23 protein-coding genes and 2 tRNA genes are annotated in these 22694 nt (G+C 55.8%); 11 read left to right on the forward strand and 14 right to left on the reverse strand.

The window, feature by feature from the left end:
* Positions 1 to 18: 18 nt before the first annotated feature.
* The 7 genes from Pla100_RS12525 to Pla100_RS12560 form a co-directional block, all read right to left on the reverse strand.
* Complete coding sequence (locus Pla100_RS12525; protein ID WP_146578004.1) at positions 19 to 2235, reverse strand: recombinase family protein; 2217 nt, start codon at positions 2233 to 2235, stop codon at positions 19 to 21.
* Between the two features lie 300 nt (positions 2236 to 2535).
* On the reverse strand, positions 2536 to 3663 hold the full coding sequence (locus Pla100_RS12530) for an IS4 family transposase (protein ID WP_197167884.1): 1128 nt from the start codon (positions 3661 to 3663) through the stop codon (positions 2536 to 2538).
* A gap of 347 nt (positions 3664 to 4010) precedes the next feature.
* Positions 4011 to 4469, reverse strand: coding sequence for an Rrf2 family transcriptional regulator (locus tag Pla100_RS12535; protein WP_146578006.1), 459 nt, complete (start codon positions 4467 to 4469; stop codon positions 4011 to 4013).
* A 3-nt stretch (positions 4470 to 4472) separates the two neighbouring features.
* The gene (gene fhcD / locus Pla100_RS12540) at positions 4473 to 5384 is read right to left on the reverse strand and encodes a formylmethanofuran--tetrahydromethanopterin N-formyltransferase (protein ID WP_146578007.1); all 912 of its coding nucleotides are present in this window, start codon (positions 5382 to 5384) and stop codon (positions 4473 to 4475) included.
* Positions 5381 to 6025 (reverse strand): 5-formyltetrahydrofolate cyclo-ligase, encoded by a 645-nt coding sequence (locus Pla100_RS12545; protein ID WP_146578008.1) that lies wholly within the window; start codon positions 6023 to 6025, stop codon positions 5381 to 5383. The genes fhcD and Pla100_RS12545 overlap by 4 nt, the downstream gene beginning before the upstream one ends.
* A 231-nt stretch (positions 6026 to 6256) precedes the next feature.
* Positions 6257 to 7846 carry a DUF4332 domain-containing protein gene (locus Pla100_RS12550; protein WP_231603000.1) on the reverse strand — a complete coding sequence of 530 codons (1590 nt, stop codon included), beginning with the start codon at positions 7844 to 7846 and terminating at the stop codon, positions 6257 to 6259.
* A 262-nt stretch (positions 7847 to 8108) separates the two neighbouring features.
* The gene (locus tag Pla100_RS12560; RefSeq protein ID WP_146578009.1) at positions 8109 to 8414 is read right to left on the reverse strand and encodes a hypothetical protein; all 306 of its coding nucleotides are present in this window, start codon (positions 8412 to 8414) and stop codon (positions 8109 to 8111) included.
* A gap of 131 nt (positions 8415 to 8545) precedes the next feature.
* Between Pla100_RS12560 and Pla100_RS12565 the strand changes: the two genes are divergently transcribed.
* The 6 genes from Pla100_RS12565 (at position 8546) to Pla100_RS12590 (ending at position 12586) form a co-directional block, all read left to right on the forward strand.
* Positions 8546 to 9217 (forward strand): amino acid kinase family protein, encoded by a 672-nt coding sequence (locus Pla100_RS12565; RefSeq protein ID WP_146578010.1) that lies wholly within the window; start codon positions 8546 to 8548, stop codon positions 9215 to 9217.
* Between the two features lie 9 nt (positions 9218 to 9226).
* Positions 9227 to 9715, forward strand: coding sequence for a response regulator (locus tag Pla100_RS12570; RefSeq protein ID WP_231603001.1), 489 nt, complete (start codon positions 9227 to 9229; stop codon positions 9713 to 9715).
* A gap of 4 nt (positions 9716 to 9719) precedes the next feature.
* Positions 9720 to 10202: an aspartate 1-decarboxylase gene (panD, locus tag Pla100_RS12575; protein ID WP_146578012.1), complete on the forward strand. Its 483-nt coding sequence runs from the start codon at positions 9720 to 9722 to the stop codon at positions 10200 to 10202.
* Between the two features lie 34 nt (positions 10203 to 10236).
* Positions 10237 to 10872, forward strand: a complete 636-nt coding sequence (locus Pla100_RS12580) for a Maf family protein (protein WP_146578161.1) — start codon at positions 10237 to 10239, stop codon at positions 10870 to 10872.
* A gap of 150 nt (positions 10873 to 11022) precedes the next feature.
* Positions 11023 to 11922: a DUF1573 domain-containing protein gene (locus tag Pla100_RS12585; RefSeq protein ID WP_146578013.1), complete on the forward strand. Its 900-nt coding sequence runs from the start codon at positions 11023 to 11025 to the stop codon at positions 11920 to 11922.
* 10 nt (positions 11923 to 11932) lie between these two features.
* A complete protein-coding gene (locus Pla100_RS12590; RefSeq protein ID WP_146578014.1) occupies positions 11933 to 12586 on the forward strand; it encodes a ribonuclease H1 domain-containing protein in 654 nt (217 codons plus the stop codon).
* Between the two features lie 22 nt (positions 12587 to 12608).
* Here Pla100_RS12590 and Pla100_RS12595 read toward each other — a convergent pair whose 3' ends face one another.
* Both Pla100_RS12595 and Pla100_RS12600 read right to left on the reverse strand, forming a co-directional pair.
* The gene (locus tag Pla100_RS12595; protein ID WP_197167885.1) at positions 12609 to 13121 is read right to left on the reverse strand and encodes a hypothetical protein; all 513 of its coding nucleotides are present in this window, start codon (positions 13119 to 13121) and stop codon (positions 12609 to 12611) included.
* A gap of 44 nt (positions 13122 to 13165) precedes the next feature.
* The gene (locus Pla100_RS12600) at positions 13166 to 13411 is read right to left on the reverse strand and encodes a Flp family type IVb pilin (protein WP_146578015.1); all 246 of its coding nucleotides are present in this window, start codon (positions 13409 to 13411) and stop codon (positions 13166 to 13168) included.
* 272 nt (positions 13412 to 13683) lie between these two features.
* Here Pla100_RS12600 and Pla100_RS12605 point away from each other — a divergent pair, with 272 nt between their 5' ends.
* Entirely contained in the window at positions 13684 to 14112 is a 429-nt protein-coding gene (locus Pla100_RS12605; protein ID WP_146578016.1) for an RrF2 family transcriptional regulator, read from the forward strand.
* A gap of 306 nt (positions 14113 to 14418) precedes the next feature.
* Positions 14419 to 14871: a fasciclin domain-containing protein gene (locus tag Pla100_RS12610; RefSeq protein WP_390620602.1), complete on the forward strand. Its 453-nt coding sequence runs from the start codon at positions 14419 to 14421 to the stop codon at positions 14869 to 14871.
* 86 nt (positions 14872 to 14957) lie between these two features.
* Here Pla100_RS12610 and Pla100_RS12615 read toward each other — a convergent pair whose 3' ends face one another.
* Entirely contained in the window at positions 14958 to 15716 is a 759-nt protein-coding gene (locus Pla100_RS12615; RefSeq protein WP_146578018.1) for a 4'-phosphopantetheinyl transferase family protein, read from the reverse strand.
* 206 nt (positions 15717 to 15922) lie between these two features.
* On the opposite strand from Pla100_RS12615, the gene Pla100_RS12620 reads away from it, so the two are divergent.
* Positions 15923 to 16261, forward strand: coding sequence for a hypothetical protein (locus Pla100_RS12620; protein ID WP_146578162.1), 339 nt, complete (start codon positions 15923 to 15925; stop codon positions 16259 to 16261).
* A 172-nt stretch (positions 16262 to 16433) separates the two neighbouring features.
* On the opposite strand, the gene Pla100_RS12625 is transcribed toward Pla100_RS12620, so the two are convergent.
* A complete protein-coding gene (locus Pla100_RS12625; protein WP_231603002.1) occupies positions 16434 to 17435 on the reverse strand; it encodes a DMT family transporter in 1002 nt (333 codons plus the stop codon).
* A gap of 47 nt (positions 17436 to 17482) precedes the next feature.
* On the opposite strand from Pla100_RS12625, the gene Pla100_RS31590 reads away from it, so the two are divergent.
* Together Pla100_RS31590 and Pla100_RS12635 are read left to right on the forward strand one after the other, a co-directional pair.
* On the forward strand, positions 17483 to 17734 hold the full coding sequence (locus Pla100_RS31590) for a hypothetical protein (protein WP_146578020.1): 252 nt from the start codon (positions 17483 to 17485) through the stop codon (positions 17732 to 17734).
* 52 nt (positions 17735 to 17786) lie between these two features.
* Positions 17787 to 18290: a hypothetical protein gene (locus Pla100_RS12635; protein ID WP_146578021.1), complete on the forward strand. Its 504-nt coding sequence runs from the start codon at positions 17787 to 17789 to the stop codon at positions 18288 to 18290.
* Positions 18291 to 18425: 135 nt separating this feature from the next.
* Here the strand turns inward: Pla100_RS12635 and Pla100_RS12640 are convergent.
* From Pla100_RS12640 to Pla100_RS12650, 3 genes are all read right to left on the reverse strand, one after another.
* Positions 18426 to 18498, reverse strand: a tRNA-Ala gene (locus Pla100_RS12640).
* A gap of 7 nt (positions 18499 to 18505) precedes the next feature.
* Positions 18506 to 18579 (reverse strand) — tRNA-Ile (locus Pla100_RS12645).
* 208 nt (positions 18580 to 18787) lie between these two features.
* Positions 18788 to 22582: a DUF7133 domain-containing protein gene (locus Pla100_RS12650; RefSeq protein ID WP_146578022.1), complete on the reverse strand. Its 3795-nt coding sequence runs from the start codon at positions 22580 to 22582 to the stop codon at positions 18788 to 18790.
* Positions 22583 to 22694: the final 112 nt, after the last annotated feature.

The following is a 22694-nucleotide window of genomic DNA, read 5'->3' on the forward strand; positions in this document are numbered from 1 at the left end:
CGTCGGTATTTGCTAGCATTATTCCCCAGCTGAATCCGAATTCGGGTTCGGTTTGGGTGTGATCAGGGCGCGAGGATAGGGGTCAGGCCAACCGCGATGCTGGGTGCGGAGTTGCGTCAGGCGAGCGAGTTCCTCCGCATCGGCGTAGATCGACCAACGTCCAGTTGCCGCTACTTTGTGCGAAGTGACCCAGCCGACGCGTTGCCAACGATGGAGCGTGGCGATGGGCATCGACAGCGCAGCGGCCAAGTCGCTGAGCCACCATTCATCCCTGCGAAGATGGCGTTCTTCGGTGACGCTCTTGGGTAACGGTCCGGTTCGAATGCCGCGATCACGCAGGAAGCGTGCTAGGATTCCTGCGCTAAATAGTGATGAGCGTTTTGGTGGTTGATAACCTTCGGCATTCAAAAGCTTGGCGATCGAACCGAGCGTTTTGCCTTCATCGAGCAAGGCTTTGATGCGTGATAACAGTTCGTCGTAGTACGACAGTTGCTCGTACGTTTGAACCGGACGACGCATCGCGTGGTGACTGCCGAATCCGCCCTTCCAATGAATGTCCACATCTACTCGTTCGCTGTCGCCTTCGACATTGACGACGACTTCATCGATCAACAGACGCGCGATCTCGCAACGGTCTTCGGCAGTGGTTGTTTCAGCAATCCACAACTGCGGTAAACATTCCGAGAGCGACTTGATCTCTTGACGTTCGTTGTCGCTCAGTTTTGCAGGTGTCGAGGTTTGAAAGCGATCGTACTCGATCGTCAATTGTTCTTGCTCACGCAACGCTTCCTCCCAGCGTCGTTCGAGTTCCTTGGCGACCAAGCGGTTCTCGGGATCGACTGCCGCGTAAGACTTGCGTGCCACTTCGACCCCATGATTTGAGCGAGAGAGTCGCTGTTGCCAATGCGATTTCAGTCGCTCACGTTCGCGCTGAATGTCTTCGACTGCGGCAAGCGAAACCTCCAACGACGCAGGCTCGACAACTTGCAACAGACGCGAGATCACGAACGCTTCGAGTGACTCACCCGAAAGGCTCTGGCAGAGATCACCGCCGTAGTCAATTGCATCACGCTGACAACTGTAACGCAACGAGCCAGTCGGATTCTCCTTACGAATGTTGGCATACTGAACAAGCATACGATGTCCGCAGCGACCGCAGACCACCAACCCGGCTAACACGCTTGGCCCGTGGCGAGGAGCTGACAGTGTCGTCCCCAAATGACTGTTTTCCCGCAGTTTTTGTTGGATTCGCTCGAAAGTCTCCCAGTCGATGTAGGCGTCGAAACGATCGCGGATCAGCACGCGACAGTCCTCGTGAGACTTCAATGTGCGACCTGTCGTCGGTCGGCCAGCGATTTTTTTTCGCGTGTCGACTTCGCGATGTCCCCAACGATACGCGCCAGCATAGATCGGATGATGCAACATGTTGCACAGCGTCACGCGATTGGGAGGTCGCCACGTCAGTTCGCCGCGATCGCTGCCGAAGTGAGGACGCACGGGCACTTTGATGTCATGACTCACCATCCAGCGTAGTAACGCGTTGATGCTGCCCAAACGTACAAACTGATCGAACACCATCTTCACAACTTCTTGCACCTGCGCGTCAGGATCGATCACGTAATCCCCTTCGCCATCGCGTGCCTTGACGCTGCGAATGTAACCGATCGGCGGATGGTTTAGCACTTCGCCTCGCTCCGCCTTATTCCACATGCCTTGGTGCATCCGTGTCTTGAGAATGTGAAGCTCTGCTTCGCTCATCGTTCCCTTGAGTCCCAACAGCAGCCGATCGTTGTGATTAGACGGATCGTACAATCCGTCAGCATCGGCAAGCAAGACACGATAGATCGCGCACAACTCCAACAACGTATGCCAGTCTTTACATGAACGAGCCAAACGACTCATCTCCAATCCAAGCACGATACCAACACGATCGGCGCTGATCTCACCAAGCAGTCTTTGAAAGCCCTCACGTCCTACGATTGAACTGCCACTGATGCCTTGGTCGTCATCAATGACTTCGATTCGATCTTGTGACCAACCGAACTCTTCGGCGCGATCGGTCAGCGCGTACTGTCTAGCGGTCGACTCACGATGTTCAAGTACTTGATGCTGTGTCGATTGACGAACATAGACGATCGCGAGTCGATCCAGATGATGATCGAGTATCTTGTCACTTAATCGAGAACGTCGCTCACGAGTGTCGGTGCGACGAGTTGCTTGCGCTGTGTTACTCATGACCGCCCTCCCGCCTTGGTTCGCTGGGAAGACGTTGCGCCATGGCTCGACTGACCAACAGGCTCATCCGTCCGCGAAGGTCTCGCCGAGTCACCTCGTCGAGCCTCGCCCACATCTGGTTCAGCGGCAAGGACGTCGGTACTTCGGTCAGCGGCGGTTGATAGTTCTCTCGGCGCGGGGGGGCACGTTGGGCATGAGGGACCTCCTTGCAAATTGCCTATTTTGAAACGATCGCTTTGAGCGTGGCGGTTGCGGCAGAACGCGACCAATTGCATCAAAGCAGCCACAGACACTGTAATTTCAAGCGGCGAGTCGATACAAGCTCGTTCTTGATACGCATTCCGCTTGGGTGATCTCAATCTGCCAGCGGATGCAGTAACAAGCAACGACCCGTTGGACTTCCTCGATCGTGGAGATCGGAAGCGTCGTCAGCAGTAGCCACTGGATCGGTTCTTGTCCTTCAGGCGGATTGGGTTCCTCGACCAAGATCACGTTCAGCTTCAGCGACGGCAGTGTGCGATCGGGACGCGATGGGGGAGCCAGTGTGACGCTCAGGGCCCGAACCTCAACCTTGGCAGTTCGGGCGTCACGCGGTGATGTCCGTGGCGATTTTCGTTGGGCGTTAGGCTTGGCCTTGCGACTGCTGACATCAACGACGCATCGGTAGAGGCACTCGCTCTTTCGAACGGCGTCGAAGAGTTTGGCGTCGTCAATCTTGCTGTCCCCGTCAAGCAACTTGCGGTCGCGGCAAGCACGGATTACCAAATGTAAGTCGTTGCCCGACGGGGTGCCAAGCGGCTCGGCGAACAACTCGTAGATGTCCGATTCACTGTCGCTGACGCAAACGCAAGTGGTCTGGGGACACGCCTGGGCCACTTCGCGACCGGCACGAATCCCTTCGATCCAACGCATGCTTTCTTTGTCTTCGATCGGCGTGCTTAACTTGGCTCGTTGCTTGTCCGCTTCACTGCGACCGACATGAATCTTCTCGCGGACCCAGTGCTTGTTCCATACCGTCCCCAAACACAGGTTTTCAAGATTGAACGCCATCAACGGATGATAGTAGCTGCCACGACGTTTCTCGCTGGTAAGCGGACCGGCACCTTCGACCTGCTGCGTCGGACGGGTCAACTCCATTTCGGTCGTGTCTTGAGCCAACACGACCATGTTGCATTGCCTGATTCGCTGCAAAGTGGCTTCGCGGTGCGGAGCGAGGACGTCCGCAGGAGTGACTTTGGCGTTGTCGAAAAAGCGATAAGCTGCTTCCATCTCGGCCCGGCCATCGGTTGCAGCTGGAATCGACCCGGTCGGGCACCCTGCCAGAGCGCTGGCTATTTTCAATAGCCTGCGATTGAGTCGCAAGTCTCCCAGGTCCACGCCCGCAAACTCATCGGCAATCTCCAGCCCAGTCTTGATACCCTCTGACATTTGACGCCCTTCCATCGAGCATGTGTGTTTCCGTTCATGGTCCTTTCCCTGGAGCGAAATCCCCGCCAGCAAATTTGGCGTTGCATCATTCGACGCTGACCGACAAAAGAAAAGCCTCCCCCAAGCGATTCTCCACTAAAACTTCAAGCTGCTCTCACCGACTTGTGTGGTACAGTGAGCTTACGCAGCGGGTTACGAAAAAAGTGCAGCTTCAAAATGCGTAAGCGAGGGATGAGTTAGTATCAATTATCCCTCGCTTACGCAGCGGGTTACGAAAAAAGTGCAGCTTCAAAACTTGTGCGTCGGGCTTGTGTGTTTGCGGCGTAGCCGCGTTAAGACAACAGCCTCTAGATGTAAAACATCGGTTCTTCGCTTTCGCGAACGCTCCGAATGACATCTCCCAATCTTACACGAGCGAGTTGTTGGCGTGACTGTTCGTCGGCGTCTCGCCAATGTTTTTTGAGTGCGCGTTGCGCCGACGGTTCATCATCGCGGGCCGGTTCGATCGAGTCGGGGCAACCGATGGCTTCGGCAATATCCAATAGCGTAATCGAATCGGGCGCAACGACGAGCAGGTAACCACCCTGGCTCCCCCGGACCGCTTGGATCCATCCGGTCGCCTTCAACGTGCGGAGGATCTGAACGAGATAGGGGCCGGGGATTTCGTTTCGCCGAATGATTTCACTCGACCGAACGGGGACCACTTCGTGATGGCCGGACGAGTCGCCGCTGTTGGAAACGCCTCCATGGATCGCTAAATCCATCATGGCCAAACAGGCGTAGTGAACGGCGGCGTTGATCACCATCGGCTAGATCAGTTCATGCAAATGGATGAATGATTTGCCCAAGCGTCCGCCATAGTTGCCGGCACTGATTCGCATCAAACCGGGAACTTCGGCGGCGGCTTCGATGGCTGCGCGAGTGGCGGTTTTCAAACATTCCAAGTCCGATCCGTTCAAAATGATCTCCATGATGCACCGCACACCTTCGGGAACTTTGGACTTTTCGCCGAGTTTGTCTTTGAGTGTCGGACAGAATTCCGCATACGTCGATGCGATCGTGAAATCGTAGCTGCTGCCGGCCTTGGATCCGCTTGCCGCAACGCCACCGGGAAAGGTCGTGATGCAACCGGGGATCGACTCACTCGCGATCGCCGCCCGTTCGGCGGCATCGATCGCGGTGTCCTCGTCACCGGCAAAAAACCACAGATTGCCGCCCATGATCCCATCAGCAAAACCAAAACGACGCGACAGAAAGAACTCGCCGCCAAGGATTGGGATCACCCAACCTTTTTCTCCGAATCGTTCGTCGCGGTATTGGTGGCGGTCGCCAAAGAACGCCACCTTTCGACCGAGTTTGTAATAGTCTTCGGTATCGAGTCGATTGAAGCAACGCGCCGTCGGGCACGTCAAAACGTTTTGACTGATCCGGGCCAACATCACCCTCTCAAGATGCTCGCGGCGGTCTTTGCGGAAGCGAGGCACATGGAACTGCACGACCGCGCCGACGCGACCGTCAGGGGTCTCGGTCGGTTCAAGAATATGGGACACACCCGCTTCGCAGTCACACATGATGGTGCTGGAGGCATGGCCCGTCGCTGCCGAAGTCGCGTGGTCGAGCCATTTACGATCGCGGGCGGTGATCAAGACTTCGCCGTAGATACTGCGAAAGCCTTCCGCGTAGGTGTCTTCGACGAGTTCGCTTCGTTTCAGGGGATTCATTCCGGCGAACGCCCTTTACCTTGGTAGACGTTCGACTGCGTGACGACCATGTCCATGTAGATGTCATGGGACTGCATCGGAATCTCGTCGAACATTTGACAATCGAACGCTAACGCGATCAGGGGAGTCTCCAAACGAGCGTTCTCGAGTAACTTGTCGTAGTAGCCTTTGCCGTGGCCGGTGCGGCCACCGACGGCGTCGAAGCCAACCCCGGGCACCAGGATCAGATCGAGTTCCTCGACGGGGACTCGTTTGGCGGCGACTTCCCGAAGTTCTTCCTTCGGTTCCAAGATGCCATACATGCCTTCGGCGAGTTCGTCCATCGACTCTAAGTGAAACAACTCCAGTTCGCCGTCGACGCAAAACGGGATAACGATTTTTTTTCCACTGGCAACGGCGTCGGGCAGGGCGTGCCGAGTCCGCGCCTCGTCCCGCACGTCGACGTACCACATCACGCAGTTCGCATTTTGGTAGGCGGGCAAGGCGATGACCGCATCGGTGATCTGCCGGCTGACCGATTCCTTGTCCGGCTGAGCTTTCCGGGCCGCGTGGGCGGCTTTGCGAATTTCTTGTTTGCGTTGGCTGCGCGGGTCGGATGGGTCCTGTGAGTCCACGGCTGGATTGGCGTTCGGTGCGGTCATCGGGCTAATTCGTAAGGGTTTCGGCGGGAGATTCCCGGCAAGAATTCCCGGCGGTCGTTCGTCGCGAAACGATCCGCCAGGGCGAAGGCCCTATGTTAGTGCATCGGGGCAGTCGTGTTGACTCCCCCTGTCACCGCACATCTCGTAAACAGTAGGTGGTGGTGACTTTTCAGTCGCCGAGTTCCGAAACGGCGACTGAAAGTCGCTGCCACAGTCTTGATCGCACGGGCACTAAGCTGCTTTGCTTACATTTTCATGTGTGGAAACCTGCACCGGCATTCGGGCGAGTGCTCGTTTTTGGCGAACGAGCGCCAGTGCGGCTTCGCCAACCCATTCCTCGACGCGTTGCAAATCCGGCGGTTCGGCGCCGCGAAGGTATCGCAATCCCGAGTGGGATGACGCGTATCGCTGAACCGCCGTCAGGATCGTTTCGGCATCGGATTTTGCGATTTTGTCCGCCGTCGCGAACCCCGCTCCGACGAGCAATTGTGTCTCTCTCGCGAGCATCTCGGGCAGTTGACACATCAAGATGGCTTGGCACCGCCACACTCGCAACGTCTCGACCGTGATCCAACGCGTGGCCAGCTTTTCCGCCATCGCCTCGGGGGTAGCCGACAGAAAGTCGCCCACCGTGTGGACGCCGATCTCGGCAAATCGGGCGGCCGTCTTCTTGCCGATCGAAGGGGCATCCACCAATTCGTCTTGGACGTGCAAGCGAACCTGTGGCTCTCGCTTGGAATCAAACGATACGATTCCATGGAGCGGCACGCTCGCTTCTTGGGCAACGATCGCTTCGTGAGAAACGGTATCCTCTTGAGGAATAGATTCTTCCAGGATTCGAACGGTTGCTTGCTGTTTTCTTGCCAACAGCGCCTTCGTGAACTCTTTCTCGCGACGATGAACCTTGCGGACTTTTTCGAGCACCCGAACTTCACTGGGAAGGTACTTCGAAACGCTGCCGGTCTGTTCGAACTCGTCGATCAAGTTACGTACTTTTTTCTGTTCGACTTTGTGTTCGATCCGCCGCAACCAAACTTGAGTGGGAACACGGATGCCCGCGAGAACGCATGCCAAGCTTGTGCCCTGATGAGGCAACGGACAATTACGAGCAAGTTCGGCCTCCAACGCGGCTCGTTCAATGACTCGAGCCCATCCGGTCACGCACAAGCCGATCAGCTGCGACAAGCACCCTCGAGAAACTCGATCCAGACCCGCAGGTGGATCGACGCGACCGGCTTGCAGGTCGTAATGTTCGATTAAAGTTTCATAATGTTGATGGGCGACTCGTGCGGATTGCAGGATTGCGTCACCGAGCCATCCGGGGCCGTCGGACAACTGAAACACGATCCGAGTCGGGTCCGTTTTCCATTGCATGAACAGCGAAGCGTAAGATTTGGTGATGCTCCATTCGATCGGGCGATGCAGCACTTTTTCTTCGATCTTTTGTCCGGTGTGCAACGGCTGAATCGGATCGGTGAAATAGTGGCTGAGCACGCCGGCCGCGTGCGCGGCATCGGACCACCGTTCTTGACGCAGATACTTTTGCAAACGGTCGTACCATTGGTGAGCGACCCGAGGCGCGCCGCCCCAGTAACCGTCGTCAACATGAATGACGTGGTTGTGAAAATCACGAAAGCGTTTGTCGGGATCCTTTGCCCCGGCAAGATAGCGTTGATGGTGACGCATTAAGTGAGACGCCAGTCGATGGCCGGCATCGGTGCTCACCAGCGGCAGCGCGTCGATCGCAAAGTGATGATGCGTGCTGCGGCAATGCGCCGCCCGCAGGATCGTTAACAGGCATCGATCGGGTAGATTGTTCAACGCAACATCCTTTTGGTGATCGCAGGTATCCTTCGCGGTACGTTAGCCCGGATTATTCATAACCCGATGCGTAACGGCGGGTCGATTTAATTAGCCGTACCGCGTTAGCGGCGGTTAACCGGACGCCAACCGGGGCTAACGCCCATCGGCTAATTGCTGTATTTCAGTATCCGAGTAATTCACCACGCCGGTAAACGAGGGATACCTACAGAGGAATGAATGGCGTTCGATCCCTCGCTGACGCGTCGGGTTACGATTTCCGCTAGGCGGCACGCCGGGCCGCCACGCGATCGAACGAATCGATGCCATAAGCGAACGCCTGTCGCGCCAAACGTTGACGCAACGATCGGCCGATCAACCCACCTTCCAACGTATCGTAGTGCAACACCCGCTGAGTGAACGTTTCGCGGCTGAGTGGACGAAAGACACAGTGTCCCGCTGGTGGGGATGCCGTCCCGTACATCGCAAGCATTCGGAATGCATGGTCACTTCGGGCGATCGCCATATAAAGTTCATAGAGACGATCAACGGATAAATCCGAGACATCCATGAAAGGTCCAGTAGCCACGTGAAAGCATCCTTGCAACAAAAAGGGACGGAGGAGAGCGATCGCCGGAGTATCCCAGAGCCGCGCATACGGCAGCAAGATCGAAACTCGAATTCGTGGTTTTCCTCCTCAATTCTCTTGGATAAAAAGCAATGACGATCCGAATCATCAAGATCGGCGGCAGTTTGTTGCTGCGTCCTCACCTATTGGCGGACCTGCAGAATTGGCGACGGCGGTTTGAAGACGAGGGCGACTCCACAATCGCGATCATCGGCGGGGGGCAAATGATCGAGGCGGTGCGGATGTGGGATCGCTTACGTCCGGGGTTGCCCGCGACGGTTCATTGGCGGTGTGTCGAGATGCTGCGGCATTCTTACGATTGCCTGCGTGAGGCCATTCAAGACGATCCGTCGTGGGGTCGGTGCCGATCGATCGACACGGCATCGCAGTGGCAGGATTACCTGTCATCCTTGGCTGGCCATCGGCCGCTCGGCCGAGGAGGATGTCCAGAGTTCGTCCTGCTGAATGTTCCCGCATTTTACACCCCCATATCGAGCCGCAGGCAAACAGTCCGGTTGCCCGAGGATTGGCGGACGACCACCGACTCGATCTCGCTTTGGTTAGCCCACCAAGTGTCGAGCGAACGAGGGATCAACGTCCAATGCGTCTTATTGAAATCTTGCCTAATTTCGCCAGACTGGACCTTGGCGAGCCTCGTCGAGGAAGGGGTGATCGACCCCGCTTGTTCCTTGTTTGAGAGCTTTTCCATTGATTTGCATGTGCAGCGTTTGGCGGATTCAGCGGGGGCCGACCGGGAGTTTTAAGCTTGGACCTTGCCGATCGCTAAAATCGTGGTCACACTGAAGAAGTCCAAGTACTGTCCGTTGCCGGTCGATCGGCTGATGCCGTTAATCCACCCGCTTCCCTCGAGTTCAAGACCACCCGAAATGCCGAAAACGCTTGTCGATTGTGGCAATTGTGGCCCCGATTTCAACTCCATCCGCAAGATGGTGACTGCGAATTTTGAAGCCACCGTGCTGCAAACCCACGGTGCCGAAGACACGTTGGAGTTGCTCCGATCACGAAAAGTCGACCTGGTCACCGTCAATCGCAAACTCGATCGCGATTATAGCGACGGCCTTGAAATCATTCGTGCGATCAAATCGGACCCGGACGTCAAGGATGTGCCGGTGATGTTGGTTACCAATTACGACGAACACCAACAAACCGCCGTCGAAGAGGGAGCTACGTACGGATTCGGAAAACTAGAGATCGGCAACGAAGAGACCGTCGAAAAACTGAAACCTTATTTGGCAGGCTAGCCCTTTGGATGCCCCCTATCGCAAGTTGCTTGCGGCAAAAATTCACCGCGCCACCGTCACCGCAGCGGACGTTCATTACGAAGGCAGCATGACCGTGCCGCCCGAGTTGTTGGCCGCCGCCGGCATTTCGGTCTACGAGTCGTTGCATGTTTGGAACGTGACACGTGGTTCGCGTTTGGAAACTTACGCGATCGAAGGACTGCCTGGATCGCACGACATTTGTGCCAACGGAGCCGCCGCTCATTTGATCCGGCCGGGCGACCACGTGATCTTAGCGGCGTTTGCGATGGTTCCTGAGAAGGACGTGGCAAGCCATCGCCCACGGCTGATCTTCGTCAACGAGAAGAACGAAATCACGCACACCGGGCCGGAAATTCCTGGGCCTCAATTGCCCACCGGCCAGCGGGTACTGCCGGGGCAGGAAGCGGCGACCGAGGATTTTCGTGTCGTGTCGGCCAAGCAACACGCCTTCGCCGAAGAATGCTGAGACGGGATCGAAAACGATGAGTTCCCTGCCGTTGATGAACGATCTGCCGCGAGGCCGGCTGCCGACCGACGAGCCGCTCGTGCTGGCCAGCGGCTCACCCCGGCGGGCTGAGTTGCTTCATGCGGCTGGTTACGAGTTCGAAATTCAACCGGCCGCCGATTCGGCCGAGTGCGGGATCTGCTCTCGCGAAACGGCTCCCGAAATGGTCGCCCGACTGGCATTCCAAAAGGCCGCCGACGTGATTCGCAAACGAAAACGTGGGCTGATCTTGGCCGCCGACACGTTGGCCGCCTGCCAAGGACAAATCCTCGGTAAGCCCAAAAACCGCGATCACGCCGAATCCATGCTGAAATTACTCAGCGGCACGAAACATGACGTTTATACGGGCGTTTGCTTATGGTCGGCCGCAAGCAATCGCTGCTATGTTGACGTCGTGCGGTCTCGATTGGAAATGCAAACCCTCTCGGCCGAACAGCTCGATGCGTACCTCGACACGTTACTTTGGGAAGGCAAGGCGGGCGCGTTCGGTTACCAAGACGGCAATGATTGGATCTCGGTGGTCGATCAGGACAGCGAGAGCAACATTGTTGGGTTGCCGATGGAACGTTTGGCGGAATTATTGGAAAAATTTGACTCACTGGCCGACAAGGTAGAAAAGGAAGTCCGTTAACCTTTTGGCCTCGTTTTTTTGTAATAGGAGACGGTATCTCTCGCTATGAGTGCTTCATTGATTCGACACGGTATCGTCGCTTGCTTCATTGCAGGCTTTCTCATGCCCGTTTTCCCCGCTGTTTGCTCAGCCGAAAATTGGGCCGAGAAAATGTTCTCGGAAACCAAGCACGATTTTCGCATCGTCGGTCGTGGCACCACGGCTGAACATCGTTTTGAATTTCGCAACATTTACGAAGAAGACGTCCACGTCGCCGCTGTTCGCAGTAGTTGCGGGTGCACCACGCCGACGGTGACCAAAGACACGTTGGCCACCCACGAAACGGCCGCGATCGTTGCGACGCTCAATACGAGCACCTTCATCGGGCAAAAGGCGGCTACCGTTACGGTCGTTTTCGATCAGCCGTTTTATGCGGAAGTTCAGTTGGCCGTTAGCGGCTACATTCGTACCGATGTGACGTTCGAACCTTCCGATATCGACTTCGGTGAGAGCAAACCCGGCCAGATCCAGGACCGGCAAATCACCATCTCGCACCGTGGTAACCCAGGCTGGCGAATTCAAGATGTCCGCAGTCATTGTGGCGATCTGCAAGTCAAGCTGAGCCAACCTCGCGTCCAACCGGGCTTGGTGCAGTACGAAATGCAGGTTCGCATGAAGGAGTCGATGCCCGAAGGCGAAATCCACGAACGGTTAACCCTAGTCAGCAACGACACGCAGTTTCCGACGATCGAGATGGCGGTCAACGGACGAGTCCGACCAACGATCAGCGTCTCGCCGGCGGCAGTCAGTTTGGGCACCGCCGAGACCGGAGGCACGGTTTCGAAACGTTTGCTAGTTCGCGCCGACGACGACTTCGAGATTCAAGAAGTCCGCTGCGTCGATGAGCGATTTAGCTTCGACATTCCCAAGGGCAAGAAAAAATTGCACTTCGTGAATATGAAGTTCACCGCCGGAGACACACCCGATCGGATCGCGCAAAAGATTGAAATCGTGACCGACTTGCCCGGTGGTAAAACAGCGGAGTGCGTCGCTACCGGAACGATTCAGTAAAGCATTCTTAATGGCAAAGAAACCCAAGTTCTACGTCGTTTGGCAAGGACGACGCCCTGGGGTCTATACGTCGTGGGACCAATGCCAAGCCGAGATCAACGGCTTTTCCGGCGCGAAGTACAAGTCGTTCGACTCTCGACCCGCCGCGGAAGCCGCTTTCGGGCAAGACGCCGACGACCATTGGGGCCAAGGTGGCGGATCGAAGAAATCTGCGGCGACGCCGAAGGTCGATCGCGATGACTTGGCCGCACTGGGGGTGAATATGAGCGCTTGGGCAGTCGACGCCGCCTGCCAAGGCAACCCGGGTGCATTGGAGTACCAAGGTGTCGACTTGGAATCCAACACCGACATGTTTCACATGGGACCGTACCCCGAAGGCACGGTGAACATCGGCGAGTTTCTGGCCATCGTTCACGCATTGGCGTTGCTGCACGGTGGCGAGCAATTCGATACACCGATTTATTCCGATTCACGGATCGGAATCAGTTGGGTCAAACAAGGCGTTTGCAAAACCAAACTGCCGCGATCGGCAAACAATCGAAAACTGTTCAACTTGGTCGACCGCGCCGAACGCTGGCTCGCCAAGAACGGAGTCCGCAACCCGATCTTAAAATGGGAAACCAAACAATGGGGCGAGATTCCGGCCGACTTCGGACGGAAATGAGAGTCCCCTCTTGAATGAGTTTTCAGCGCGGCACGACAGAATCATCCAATGATTCCGATTCGAGTTTATCTTGAATCAAGTTTGACGCGGCGGTGGCTTCACTCTGCAGTCGCTTATTTTCGCAGCGTAGCCGAATGATTTCTTCTCGCACGGCGTTGAATTCCGATGCGAGAGAATCCCAATAGTCTTCGTTTCGAAACTTCAGTTGACGGCCCTCGTCACCTTGATTGATAGCCATCATTTGCCGGCGCATGGCAAAGATCGGGCCGGCAACCCGATTGGTGATTCGAAGCATGTCATAGATCATCAAGGGGCCCAACATAAAAAAGCCGGGAACCCAATAAATCGCCTCATCGGTCAGCAATAGAACCGTCTCCCAAGTCGCCGTCTCGGGATGGCTCGATGACTTCGTGAAGAACTGAATGACAGTGAAGTAAGTCATGCAGGCGGCACCGTACAGAACGGCGCGCAGGATCAAACTCAATTGAACATCTTGCTCAACGAGCAACTGTTCGCGGATGGGGCGTTTGGACATAAAAAACTTGATGCGAAGGGGGGCACTAACATCGCTGATGAGGTCTACTCGCCGATGGCTACCGCCGAGTTTTGGAAACTGTCGCGAGCGGCGGAGCTCATCAAGTTAACCGCTGTCACGCAAGCCACCGCGATCATCGCGACCATCACGGCATATTCAACCGCTGTTGTGCCGTCTTCATCACGAAGCCAATTTGCAAAACCGGAGCGGAATCGTCGAAACGATTGAGGCGCAATCGAGCGAATGATCGGGCTAATGCATTCGCTTTGAAACACTGTCGTGGAAGACATGGCAAGGTTCGAAACGTTCGTGGATAGAATCAGTAGGATCAACAGTAGGAAAGGAGCTTCCAATGCAAACCTAGCTTCGGAAACTTTCATTGGCCAAATGTACCCTGCAGTTCCCTCAGCGGATGACACCAAAACAAGCGTCGCGGTTGAGTTGCACCGGTCGTAACGGCTGTGCCATTGCTTCGAGCAAGTGGCCGAGCTAGACTCGAAATGTTGATATTTCGGTGCACATTACCTCGTCGGGTCTTCTTTCTTCCTTTCCGAGTCCATCCATGCTTTCAAAAACGGCTGAATACGCGCTGCGGGCGGTCGTCTGCATGGGCAGCCAATCGGGCGTCCCCGAATCGGCTGATCGACTTGCTGAACAGACCAAGGTCCCGCGACGATATCTGACCCGCGTTCTTCAAGACTTGGCGGCGGCGGGTCTTGTGCGATCTCGCCCCGGTCCAGGCGGTGGTTACGAACTGACTCGAGACGCGAAGAAGATCAGTATTCTAGATGTAGTCGATTCGGTGGACCCGATTCAGCGGATCCGGCATTGCCCGTTGGGATTGAAGTCGCACACGTCGCTGTGCCCGCTACACGCCGAACTGGACCGGGCTTACGCGGCGACACAAGCCTCGTTCGCTGGCGTGACCATCCAGGATGTGGTGGATTCCTCCAGCGGCATCGTTCCTTTATGTGAATCGCTCGGGAAATAAACCGAGTCGGCTCGCGAAGCGGAAATGCGTAGCGATAGTCGCATATCCCCGGATTGCCTTGTGGTGCGACTGAACTCTTGCGAGTCCAGCGATAACAACGGCATCACGTAACGAACGCTTTTTTTCACCACGGGGCTTGTCACGCTTCAATAGTCTCGCAGTCAAGAACACTGAGCCGTCCCCGACGCGCATTCCTCTCATCGAGACATGTGTTCTCGAGTGAGCGTACGAGGCCGGTTGAGCTATTAGGAAATTGAAATGCGTCTATTGTTTACACTCGGTCTAGCTGCTGCCGTAACGGCATCCATGTTGTCCACGTCCGCCAAGGCCGACCATCACGAAACCAAAGAGAAGACCATTGTCGAAGTCGCCGTCGGCGCGAAGAACTTTACCACGTTAGTCGCCGCCGTGAAGGCAGCCGGCTTGGTCGATACGCTTTCAGGAAAAGGTCCGTTCACGGTTTTCGCACCTACCGATGAAGCGTTTGCAAAATTGCCCGAGGGCACCGTGGAAAGTTTGCTCAAGCCGGAGAACAAAGAAAAGCTAGTCTCGATCCTGACCTACCACGTGGTTTCCGGAAAAGTCATGGCCGCCGACGTCGTGAAGTTGAGCGAAGCCAAAACCGTTCAAGGTTCCACCGTCGATATCAAGGTGAGCGACGATGGAGTGATGGTCGACAAGGCGAAAGTTGTCAAGACAGATATCGAATGCAGCAATGGCGTGATTCACGTCATCGATTCGGTTATCCTTCCCGAGTAATTTATCCTGCCCGAGTAATACGGTTCGTGCCATTCGGGGCAGGCGAACCCATGTCGGAAAGACGATCGAAACGCCGCGTGAGCAACTCACGTGGCGTTCGTTGGTGATGTGGAGATCTTCGATTCAAAATCAAGCAGGCTCCATTGAAGACGAGCGTCCGATGTCGTCGCCGGACTTCCCATCGCGAGAGCGGCGATGAATCCCGGCCTCGGTTCGAAGCTGACAAATTGCCAGCGTCGCCCGTGAGTCAGCTTCGGATCTCGTACCGTTAACTTCGGTTCGGGGGTTCGGGCCTCTTCGAACGCGAATTGATCCAACGGTGTGTATAGGCCCGTTCCGATCGCCTTGATAAAGGCTTCCTTAAGCGTCCATAGTTTCAAGAACAACTCACGATGCTCGGCTTCGCTCGAAGCTGAATCGAGCTGTTTGATTTCGGCCGCCGCGAAGTAGCGATTCGCAATCGCCGGATCGGTTCGACGATCGTTCCATTCTACGTCGACGCCCAGCCATGGCGTCGCCGGGCCGATCCCGCATAATACCAACCCGCGGGTGTGAGCCACGTTGAATGCGCGGCAAGCATGCGGAGGCTGTTGGACGATCGGCTTGCCATGATCGAGTAAACGAAATTCGATTTCGTCGGTCTCGCAACGTCCTTCGGCCAATAGCACACGGGCCATGCCTCGTCCGACGACGTGTTGATGTCTTGCCGAGGCGACACGAAATCGGTCCGCCGCGATCCGTTCTTCGTCGAGCAAACAACGCTCGCAGAACGCTTCGACCGGCCCCGGACGGTCGCTCGCTGCGGCAGCATGCCAAACTTGAATTTCATCGAAAGGTTCACTCATAACAAACATGATCGTTAAAAACAGATTCCCAAGTCAATGAGACTCGTCCGGACGGTCGCAATGACTCGCTTCTGGCCTGACTATCGGTCGATTGGAGATGAAGCGTCCCCATCGTCATATCGGGTTTCATGACTTGAAACGCGATTGCCACCGTCCCTCGTGCATTTCGCCCCCAGCCTTCCGTGATCCCGATTAACTTCTTGGCGATGACTCTTCAGGACCGCAGCGGGTTGTGGATGCTCGGTGGTTTCCTGTTGCTCGGATGGGTTTTGGCGCGGATGACCGTGCAACGTCGTCGAAATCGGGTTCGACAACAACACGAGGATCGTGAAATCCAAAGACGGCTCAACGCGACCAGCGCTTCGGCGCTTCCCCTCAGCGATGCTCCGCCGGAAACCCAGCGCTGGCAGGTGGCGATGTTTGACTTGCAACGTGAACTCAAAGGCGAATTGGATTCGCGCATCGCGGTCACCCAAAGCCTGATCCGCCAACTCGACGAGCGTATCGCCACGATCGAACAACTTCAAAAGAAACAAGCTCGCTAACAGCGTGTTGATTTAGTTCGCATCACAACGCGACGCGTGAATTTTGAAGTTGCACTTTTGCCTGTGGCATTGGTTTTTCGTAACCCGAAGCGTAAGCGAGGGATGGGTTAGTATCAATTATCTCTCGCTGACGCAGCTGGTTACGATTAAATCAACACGCTGCTAGCGAGGTTTATTTTCGGTCCGGCCAAAGAGCCACCCCGTTGGCCAAGATCAAAATCGCACCGCCGACGATCAATTGCCAAGTGACGATCTCGTTCTCGTAACGAATCTGGCCGAGCATTGATAACCACGCGGGCAAGAACATCGCCCAAGTAGATGCGAACAGCGGCTCAAGCGTGTAGACCACCGCCGCCTGGCCAGCCGTTAGAACCGGTTGATAGCGGTTCATCCAAAAGAACGCGATCAATGTGGAAAATAAACTCAGTACGATAATCGGCAAGATAAAGCGAAGCTGAAACGTCATCGGCAGCCATCCCTCGGGTCCCCCGACCGAATGCGAGACCGGGCCAAGATCGATCCAGTGCAACCCGGCGAATACCGTGAATGCTAGCAGTCCCGTGGTCGCGAACATCGACGGAGTGAACGCGGTCGATTCGAATCTCTTGCCAAGCGAATCAACAAGGATTATCTGAATAGAAAAGAAAAACACCGCGATCGAGGTCAACGAATCTCCCAATCGCCACTGACTCAGTGCGTCATCGGCTACTTGAATGCGTCCCGCTTCGACGGTGATCATTCCCGTTAAAACGGAGACCCCCAAAATCGAGACGGCCGCGCCAATGATCGTTTTCCGACGGGGCAGCCGTCGTTGCCAAAGCGTCGCCATAACAGGCGTCCAAACCACAACGAGGCTCGTCAGGAAACCACTGCGTGACGCGGGGATGCTCGCCAAACCCGCCACTTGCAGAAGCAAACCGAAAAAGAACATCGCTCCGATCGCGGCACCGCTGAGCAAATGAGGCCAGCGAACCGAAGCCACCAGCGGCCGGCAAAAAAACAGCAACAAGACCATCGCCAGCAAAAACCGGACGCCGATCACCCAAGCCGACGTACCGGCCAACATGCCAAACCCGTTCCCGTTCTCCGGCGCGTCGAAATGATCAGCAACCTGAAGATTGAGCGCTTTAACGATCGGAAACGAAAGCCCCCAAAGTGCATTGACCGCAATCAAGGCGACAATCGCACGGGTCCGTTGGGATCGTTGGGGGACCGTCGGAAATGGCAAATGAATGGTCCGTGAAGCGACAGGGGTTGTTCAGGCGATCAGCATCGCCCCCTTTGGGCGCAATCACGCTACCAAAACAGCACTTTTCTAATTCCTTTTTGAACGCCCGCGTGGAGGAAAACGTGTTCCTCGGTTTTTTTACCATCGATATCGATTACGATTCGCCCTTCGCACGAATCAAGTTCGACAGAGTCGTCGCGAAGATGAATGTGCTTGTCAGTGATTTGCGCAACATCGAGCTTTAAGCCTGCGACCAACAGGCAGATGCTAACCTGAGACGAGAATTTGGAGTAACGCATGGGAAGCTCGGACATCGAGATATTCGAATGCATTCTAGAGTATGCAAAACAGAACGACATTTCCATAGATGTTGATGGCGAACCACTCGGAATCGGCGAAGACGGTGCTGTCTGGGAATCGTCACGTCTTACAGCCGTCAAGGTTTTCTACCGCGAGCGAAACTATCTTGCTGAACTCAAATGCTACGAACGCCTCGCAAATCTCTCCGTAACTGAAGTCGCAGGTTTCGCAGTTCCCGAACTGATCAGCTTCAGTGACGAGTTGTTCGTCATTGAGATGGGGCTCGTTTCACCTCCGCGGCTTTTGGATTTCGGCAAAGCTTACCTGGACCGTCCCGGCGACTACCCTGACGAGCTCCTTCGCGAGCACTTGGAGAATTGTTCACGATCCTATTCTCCAGAAGACTGGAGTCGAGTTCTGGATGCTTATCAAGAACTCAAAAGTTACCAAATTTACTACTACGATCTTCGTCCTGCAAATGTCCAGGTGAGGCACGATTAGACAGTCAATGTTCGTTTGAACCGGGCGGTGACAGCGTTGCCAAAAATCGTTTCAACGCGATCATCATAAATGATTAAAGCCCGTCTTTTCCGGTCTCAAGTGACTTGAAACACGGTAAAGACGGGCTTGAATCGATGGAGGTAGACGGACTTGAACCGACGACCCTCTGCTTGCAAAGCAGATGCTCTCCCAACTGAGCTATACCCCCGGGGAAGTGGGCGTGCCAGAACTCGAATCTGGGACCTCGTCGTTATCAGCGACGCGCTCTAACCAACTGAGCTACACGCCCGAAATCGGCCGAATCACCTTGGTAACGCCCAGAAAAAACCGGCACCAACTCAAGACTCTTCGTCGATCGAAGGAGCAAGAGTTTACGCAAACTATTATCCTTGTCAAAGGCTCGTCGGATTTTCTGGACCCAGAAATCCACGAATTCTTCCTACCCAGACCGGCGAGATGCCGTCCGGGTTCGGTTGTGCCGGTTAGCCGGACGAAATCTAGGGTCGTGTGGCGATCTCGACCGGCTCGATCAGCCCCAAATAAGCCATCAAATCGCTCACTTGGTTCATCGAAAGTCCGTCGATCAAGCCGCTGGGCATGATGCTCGACCGGCTCGGCAGGATGGAATCGACCTCCTTATTCTCCACAAAGGTGACTTCGTTTTGAGAATCACGGATTTCCACCCCGTCACCAACCTTGCTGACCATCCCCACATAAACCTTGCCCGAAAGCGTCAAGACTTTCTTGCTGGCGTACTGATCGCTCACCACATGCGAGGGGTGCAGGATGGACTCGAGGATTTCACGACGAGTGAACCGCTTGGCCATGTTCGTCAAATCGGGGCCGATCGATTGACCGTTGGATCCCACGCGGTGGCAGTCGGCACACTTGGCGCTGGCAAACAATCCCTCGCCACTGTGCACATCCCCGGTGTCGCCTTCGGGCGAATCCAAATAAGTCAACAATTGATCGAGATCCCATTTGGATTCGTCTTGGGGAGGCAGTTCCGCTGCGGGTCGATCGGGGAACGTTTTCGCGTACCATGACTGCCACGGCTTCATCGATTTCGAAACGCCTTCGGGACGTTGCATGCCCGTCCAATGTTCAAGAAGCTGTTCGACGTTCTCGAACGAACCGCCTTCGGCTTCGGCACGCAATCCCATCAAAGTCAACGCTCGCAAAGCCATCGGATCTTCCGTCGCGATCGGGACGGTGCGAAGTTGCTTGACGACTTCTTCGGCGGCGGGGCCGTCGAGAATATTCAAGCTGCGTACCAAGTAATCCCAGTTTTCATCATTGGGTTTTTGAGACAACGCCAGCGCGACAACGGCACGCCGCTGCGGTTCGGTTCGCCAAATGCGACGCAGGTGTTCGGCGGATTCTTCGTCCGATGCGGTGGATAACATGGCGATGATGCCGGTGCGAAGTCGACGATGAACATCGTCAATCTTCGGTTCGGCCATCAACTCGTCGTCGAGACTTCGCAACTTGCTCGCGGTCGCGTCATCGATCGGTCGCTTGAGGCGGAAGATCGCACCGAGGGCGGCGTTTCGCCAACGTGATCCTTCGTCGAGAATCGCCTGCACGTCGTCTTCGGATAAGTGACGGGCAAAGTCCCGCGTCACGGCAACCATGTACATCGGAAGGCTGCCTTCGGATTCTTCACCGGCAATCTGTTCATACATCTTCAATAACGAGAATCGCTCGCGAGCGGTCCATTGCCGATCGATGCGTTGCAAACACATCGCCGTCAAGACGCGGTCCATCTTCGGAGCGTCGGAATCGATATAATCCATCGCTCTCGGGATCAATTCGTCCGCTTGTAGGTAGGCTGCCAAACGAATCAATTCGTGATTGATGCGAGAGTCGCCAGAAGGGAACTCGGCGGCGATGCGATCTCGCAACCAAGGCGCGGCCGTCGCAGGAATCTCACAACGATGCAGCGTGACTTGGCACAGACGCAGGGCATCGACAAAGTCCTTGTCGCTCAAGAAGCCTTGCATCAACTGGCCGGTTCGTTGCAGTACTTCTCCACCGGTTGTCTTCGTCTTGTCGGCGGCAATCAAGCCGAGCATCCCGACCAACGCGACGCGTGGGTTGTTGGATGTCAACACTTCGCTGCGCCATGATTCCACCGGCATCCGCTGCAGAATCTGGCGAGCGAGATACGAGACCGTGCGATCTTTGGACGCCAACAATTCCAACACCGGGGCTGGGGTCCGAGGCAACTGGCCGCTTCGCAGAATCGCTTCACAAGCTTCACGAACAACAAGCACATCCCCATCGGCAAGGAGTTCTTCGAGTCGTGCGGCGGCTCGGCGACTCGGTGATAAGCCCAATTGCTTGGTCGCCCGACGTCGGACGGCCTCGTTTTCGGTTTCGGATAACTCGACGAGCAGCTCGTCGCTGGGAACCGGACCGTACATTTGCATTAAGTTCAAAGCGCGTATGCGGTACGACGCCGGGTTTTCCTCGCTGTACGCCACACCGGCGACCTGGCGGTTCCAATCATCGCCCAGTTTACTGCGGATCGAAGCGATTTCTTGGCGTGACCAAGCGGCATCGAGCTGAGGCTGACGGACGGCAGCGGCGATGCCGGTGCCGAGTTGTTTCATCGCGTCTGGAATCTTGCCTTGATAAACGACTCGGTACACACCGCCGGCCGTACCGCGACCACCGGTGCAAAAGTACAACGCACCGTCGGGGCCGACACTCAAATCGGTCACGTTAAGCGGCGAGCCTTTCAAGAACACTTCACTGTCGGCGGCGTATCCGCCGTCATCGCTTTTCAAGCGTACATTTAAGATGCGTCCTTCGGACCAATCGGCCAAGAACAGGCTATCGTGATAGCGAACCGGGAACATGTGATGTTCATAGCATTCTATGCCCGTCGGGCTGCCTCGTCCGGTATCGAGCAGATTCGGCAAACGATCAAAGTAATACTCCGGCCATTTGGCCCATCCGGTTCGCCATCCGAACTCGCCGGCTTCGGTGATTTCCATCAACGCGGTCGGGCGATACCAAGGCGTTTGAACGTCGGCTTCCATGTCCGCGTCGTGAACGAACAGACTGCCGCTGGGGTGGAATGCCAAGTCGTACGTGTTTCGTAAACCGCCGGCCACGCGTTCGACGACGTCACCCTCGATGTCGGTCCGAATGATCGTACCGCCGGGAGCTCGCACGCCGCGTCCGTGTCCACCTGGATCTTCGAAACGCGGCAGCAAATCGCCTTCATAGATGTCTCGTAACGTCTCGCCTTTGCCGGTCTTTCCGATCGGCTGAACGTGGCTACCGAGTGATAGATAGATCATGCCGTCGGGACCCAGTCGCAACCCGTGGGGCCCGTGCTCGCCGCCTTCGCCTCGGAACTTCATGACGGTCTTGACCGTTTCCAACTTGCCGTCACGATTCGAATCGGTCAAACGATACAGGGCCGTGCCTTCGGGTCCTTTACCGGTAACGAAGACTTCGCCGTTGAGAGGCAAGATTCCTTGGACCGAGCTGACTTCTTCGCAGTACGTCCGCACGTCTTCGGGGATGCCGTCGTCGTCGCGATCCACGACGATCAAGAGCGGACCTTGTTCTTGTGCCAGAAGGATATGGCCGAATTCATCAAACGCCATCGCGATGATCGAACCGACTTGTTCATCATTGACGAGCCGATGAACACCAAAGCCTTTTTGGATTTGGAATCGTTCGGTTTGTTCTTTCGCGGTTTCGACTTGGACGGTTTGCTCGCGATCCCAAGGAACCGTTTCGCCCAACACGCCATACGATGTCGCGGTTTGCCAAGTCCCGTCGTTCAGGGCGGGGTTGTCCCACATCGCCAACTCTTTCGAGCTGGTCCGCCAAGAGGAGTCGCTGCTGAAGGTGTACCATTTATCGTCGTTGTTGGGACGCACAGAAACTCGAGCTACCAGGGCGGCCGTGTCGCCCGATGTGTTTTCAACTCGAATCGCAACGACGTTGCGTCCGACTTCGAGATAGTCGGAAATCGTGAACTCCTTCATCGTCCGATACGACTTGCCGGTTCCGATGATTCGGCCGTTGACCCGAACTTCGTACTGGTCGTCGGCGGCGATTTCGAGAACGGCTTCACCGCGTTCGCGGAGGTTCAAGACTTTACGGAACCAGCACGTATCGCCGACCTTCACGGGTTCGTCGGGCGAAGAATCGCCAGACCAAATCCATTCCGCTTCGGCAGCCGATGCCGTCGGCGAAACACCGGCGAAAAGAAATACGAGACCGAGACCGATCGCGGTCAACAACGAGAATTGGCGTCGAGTAGACATCCCTGATTAGCCTTCCATGGCGAGAAATCAGACGTTCATCGGAGTAAAACCAGTGAGAAACCGCTGCTTCATCCGAACATTCGAGCTATGGTTATCAAATCGACCACTTCCG

The sequence above is a fragment of the Neorhodopirellula pilleata genome, from assembly GCF_007859915.1.
In the GTDB taxonomy this organism is placed as follows: domain Bacteria; phylum Planctomycetota; class Planctomycetia; order Pirellulales; family Pirellulaceae; genus Rhodopirellula; species Rhodopirellula pilleata.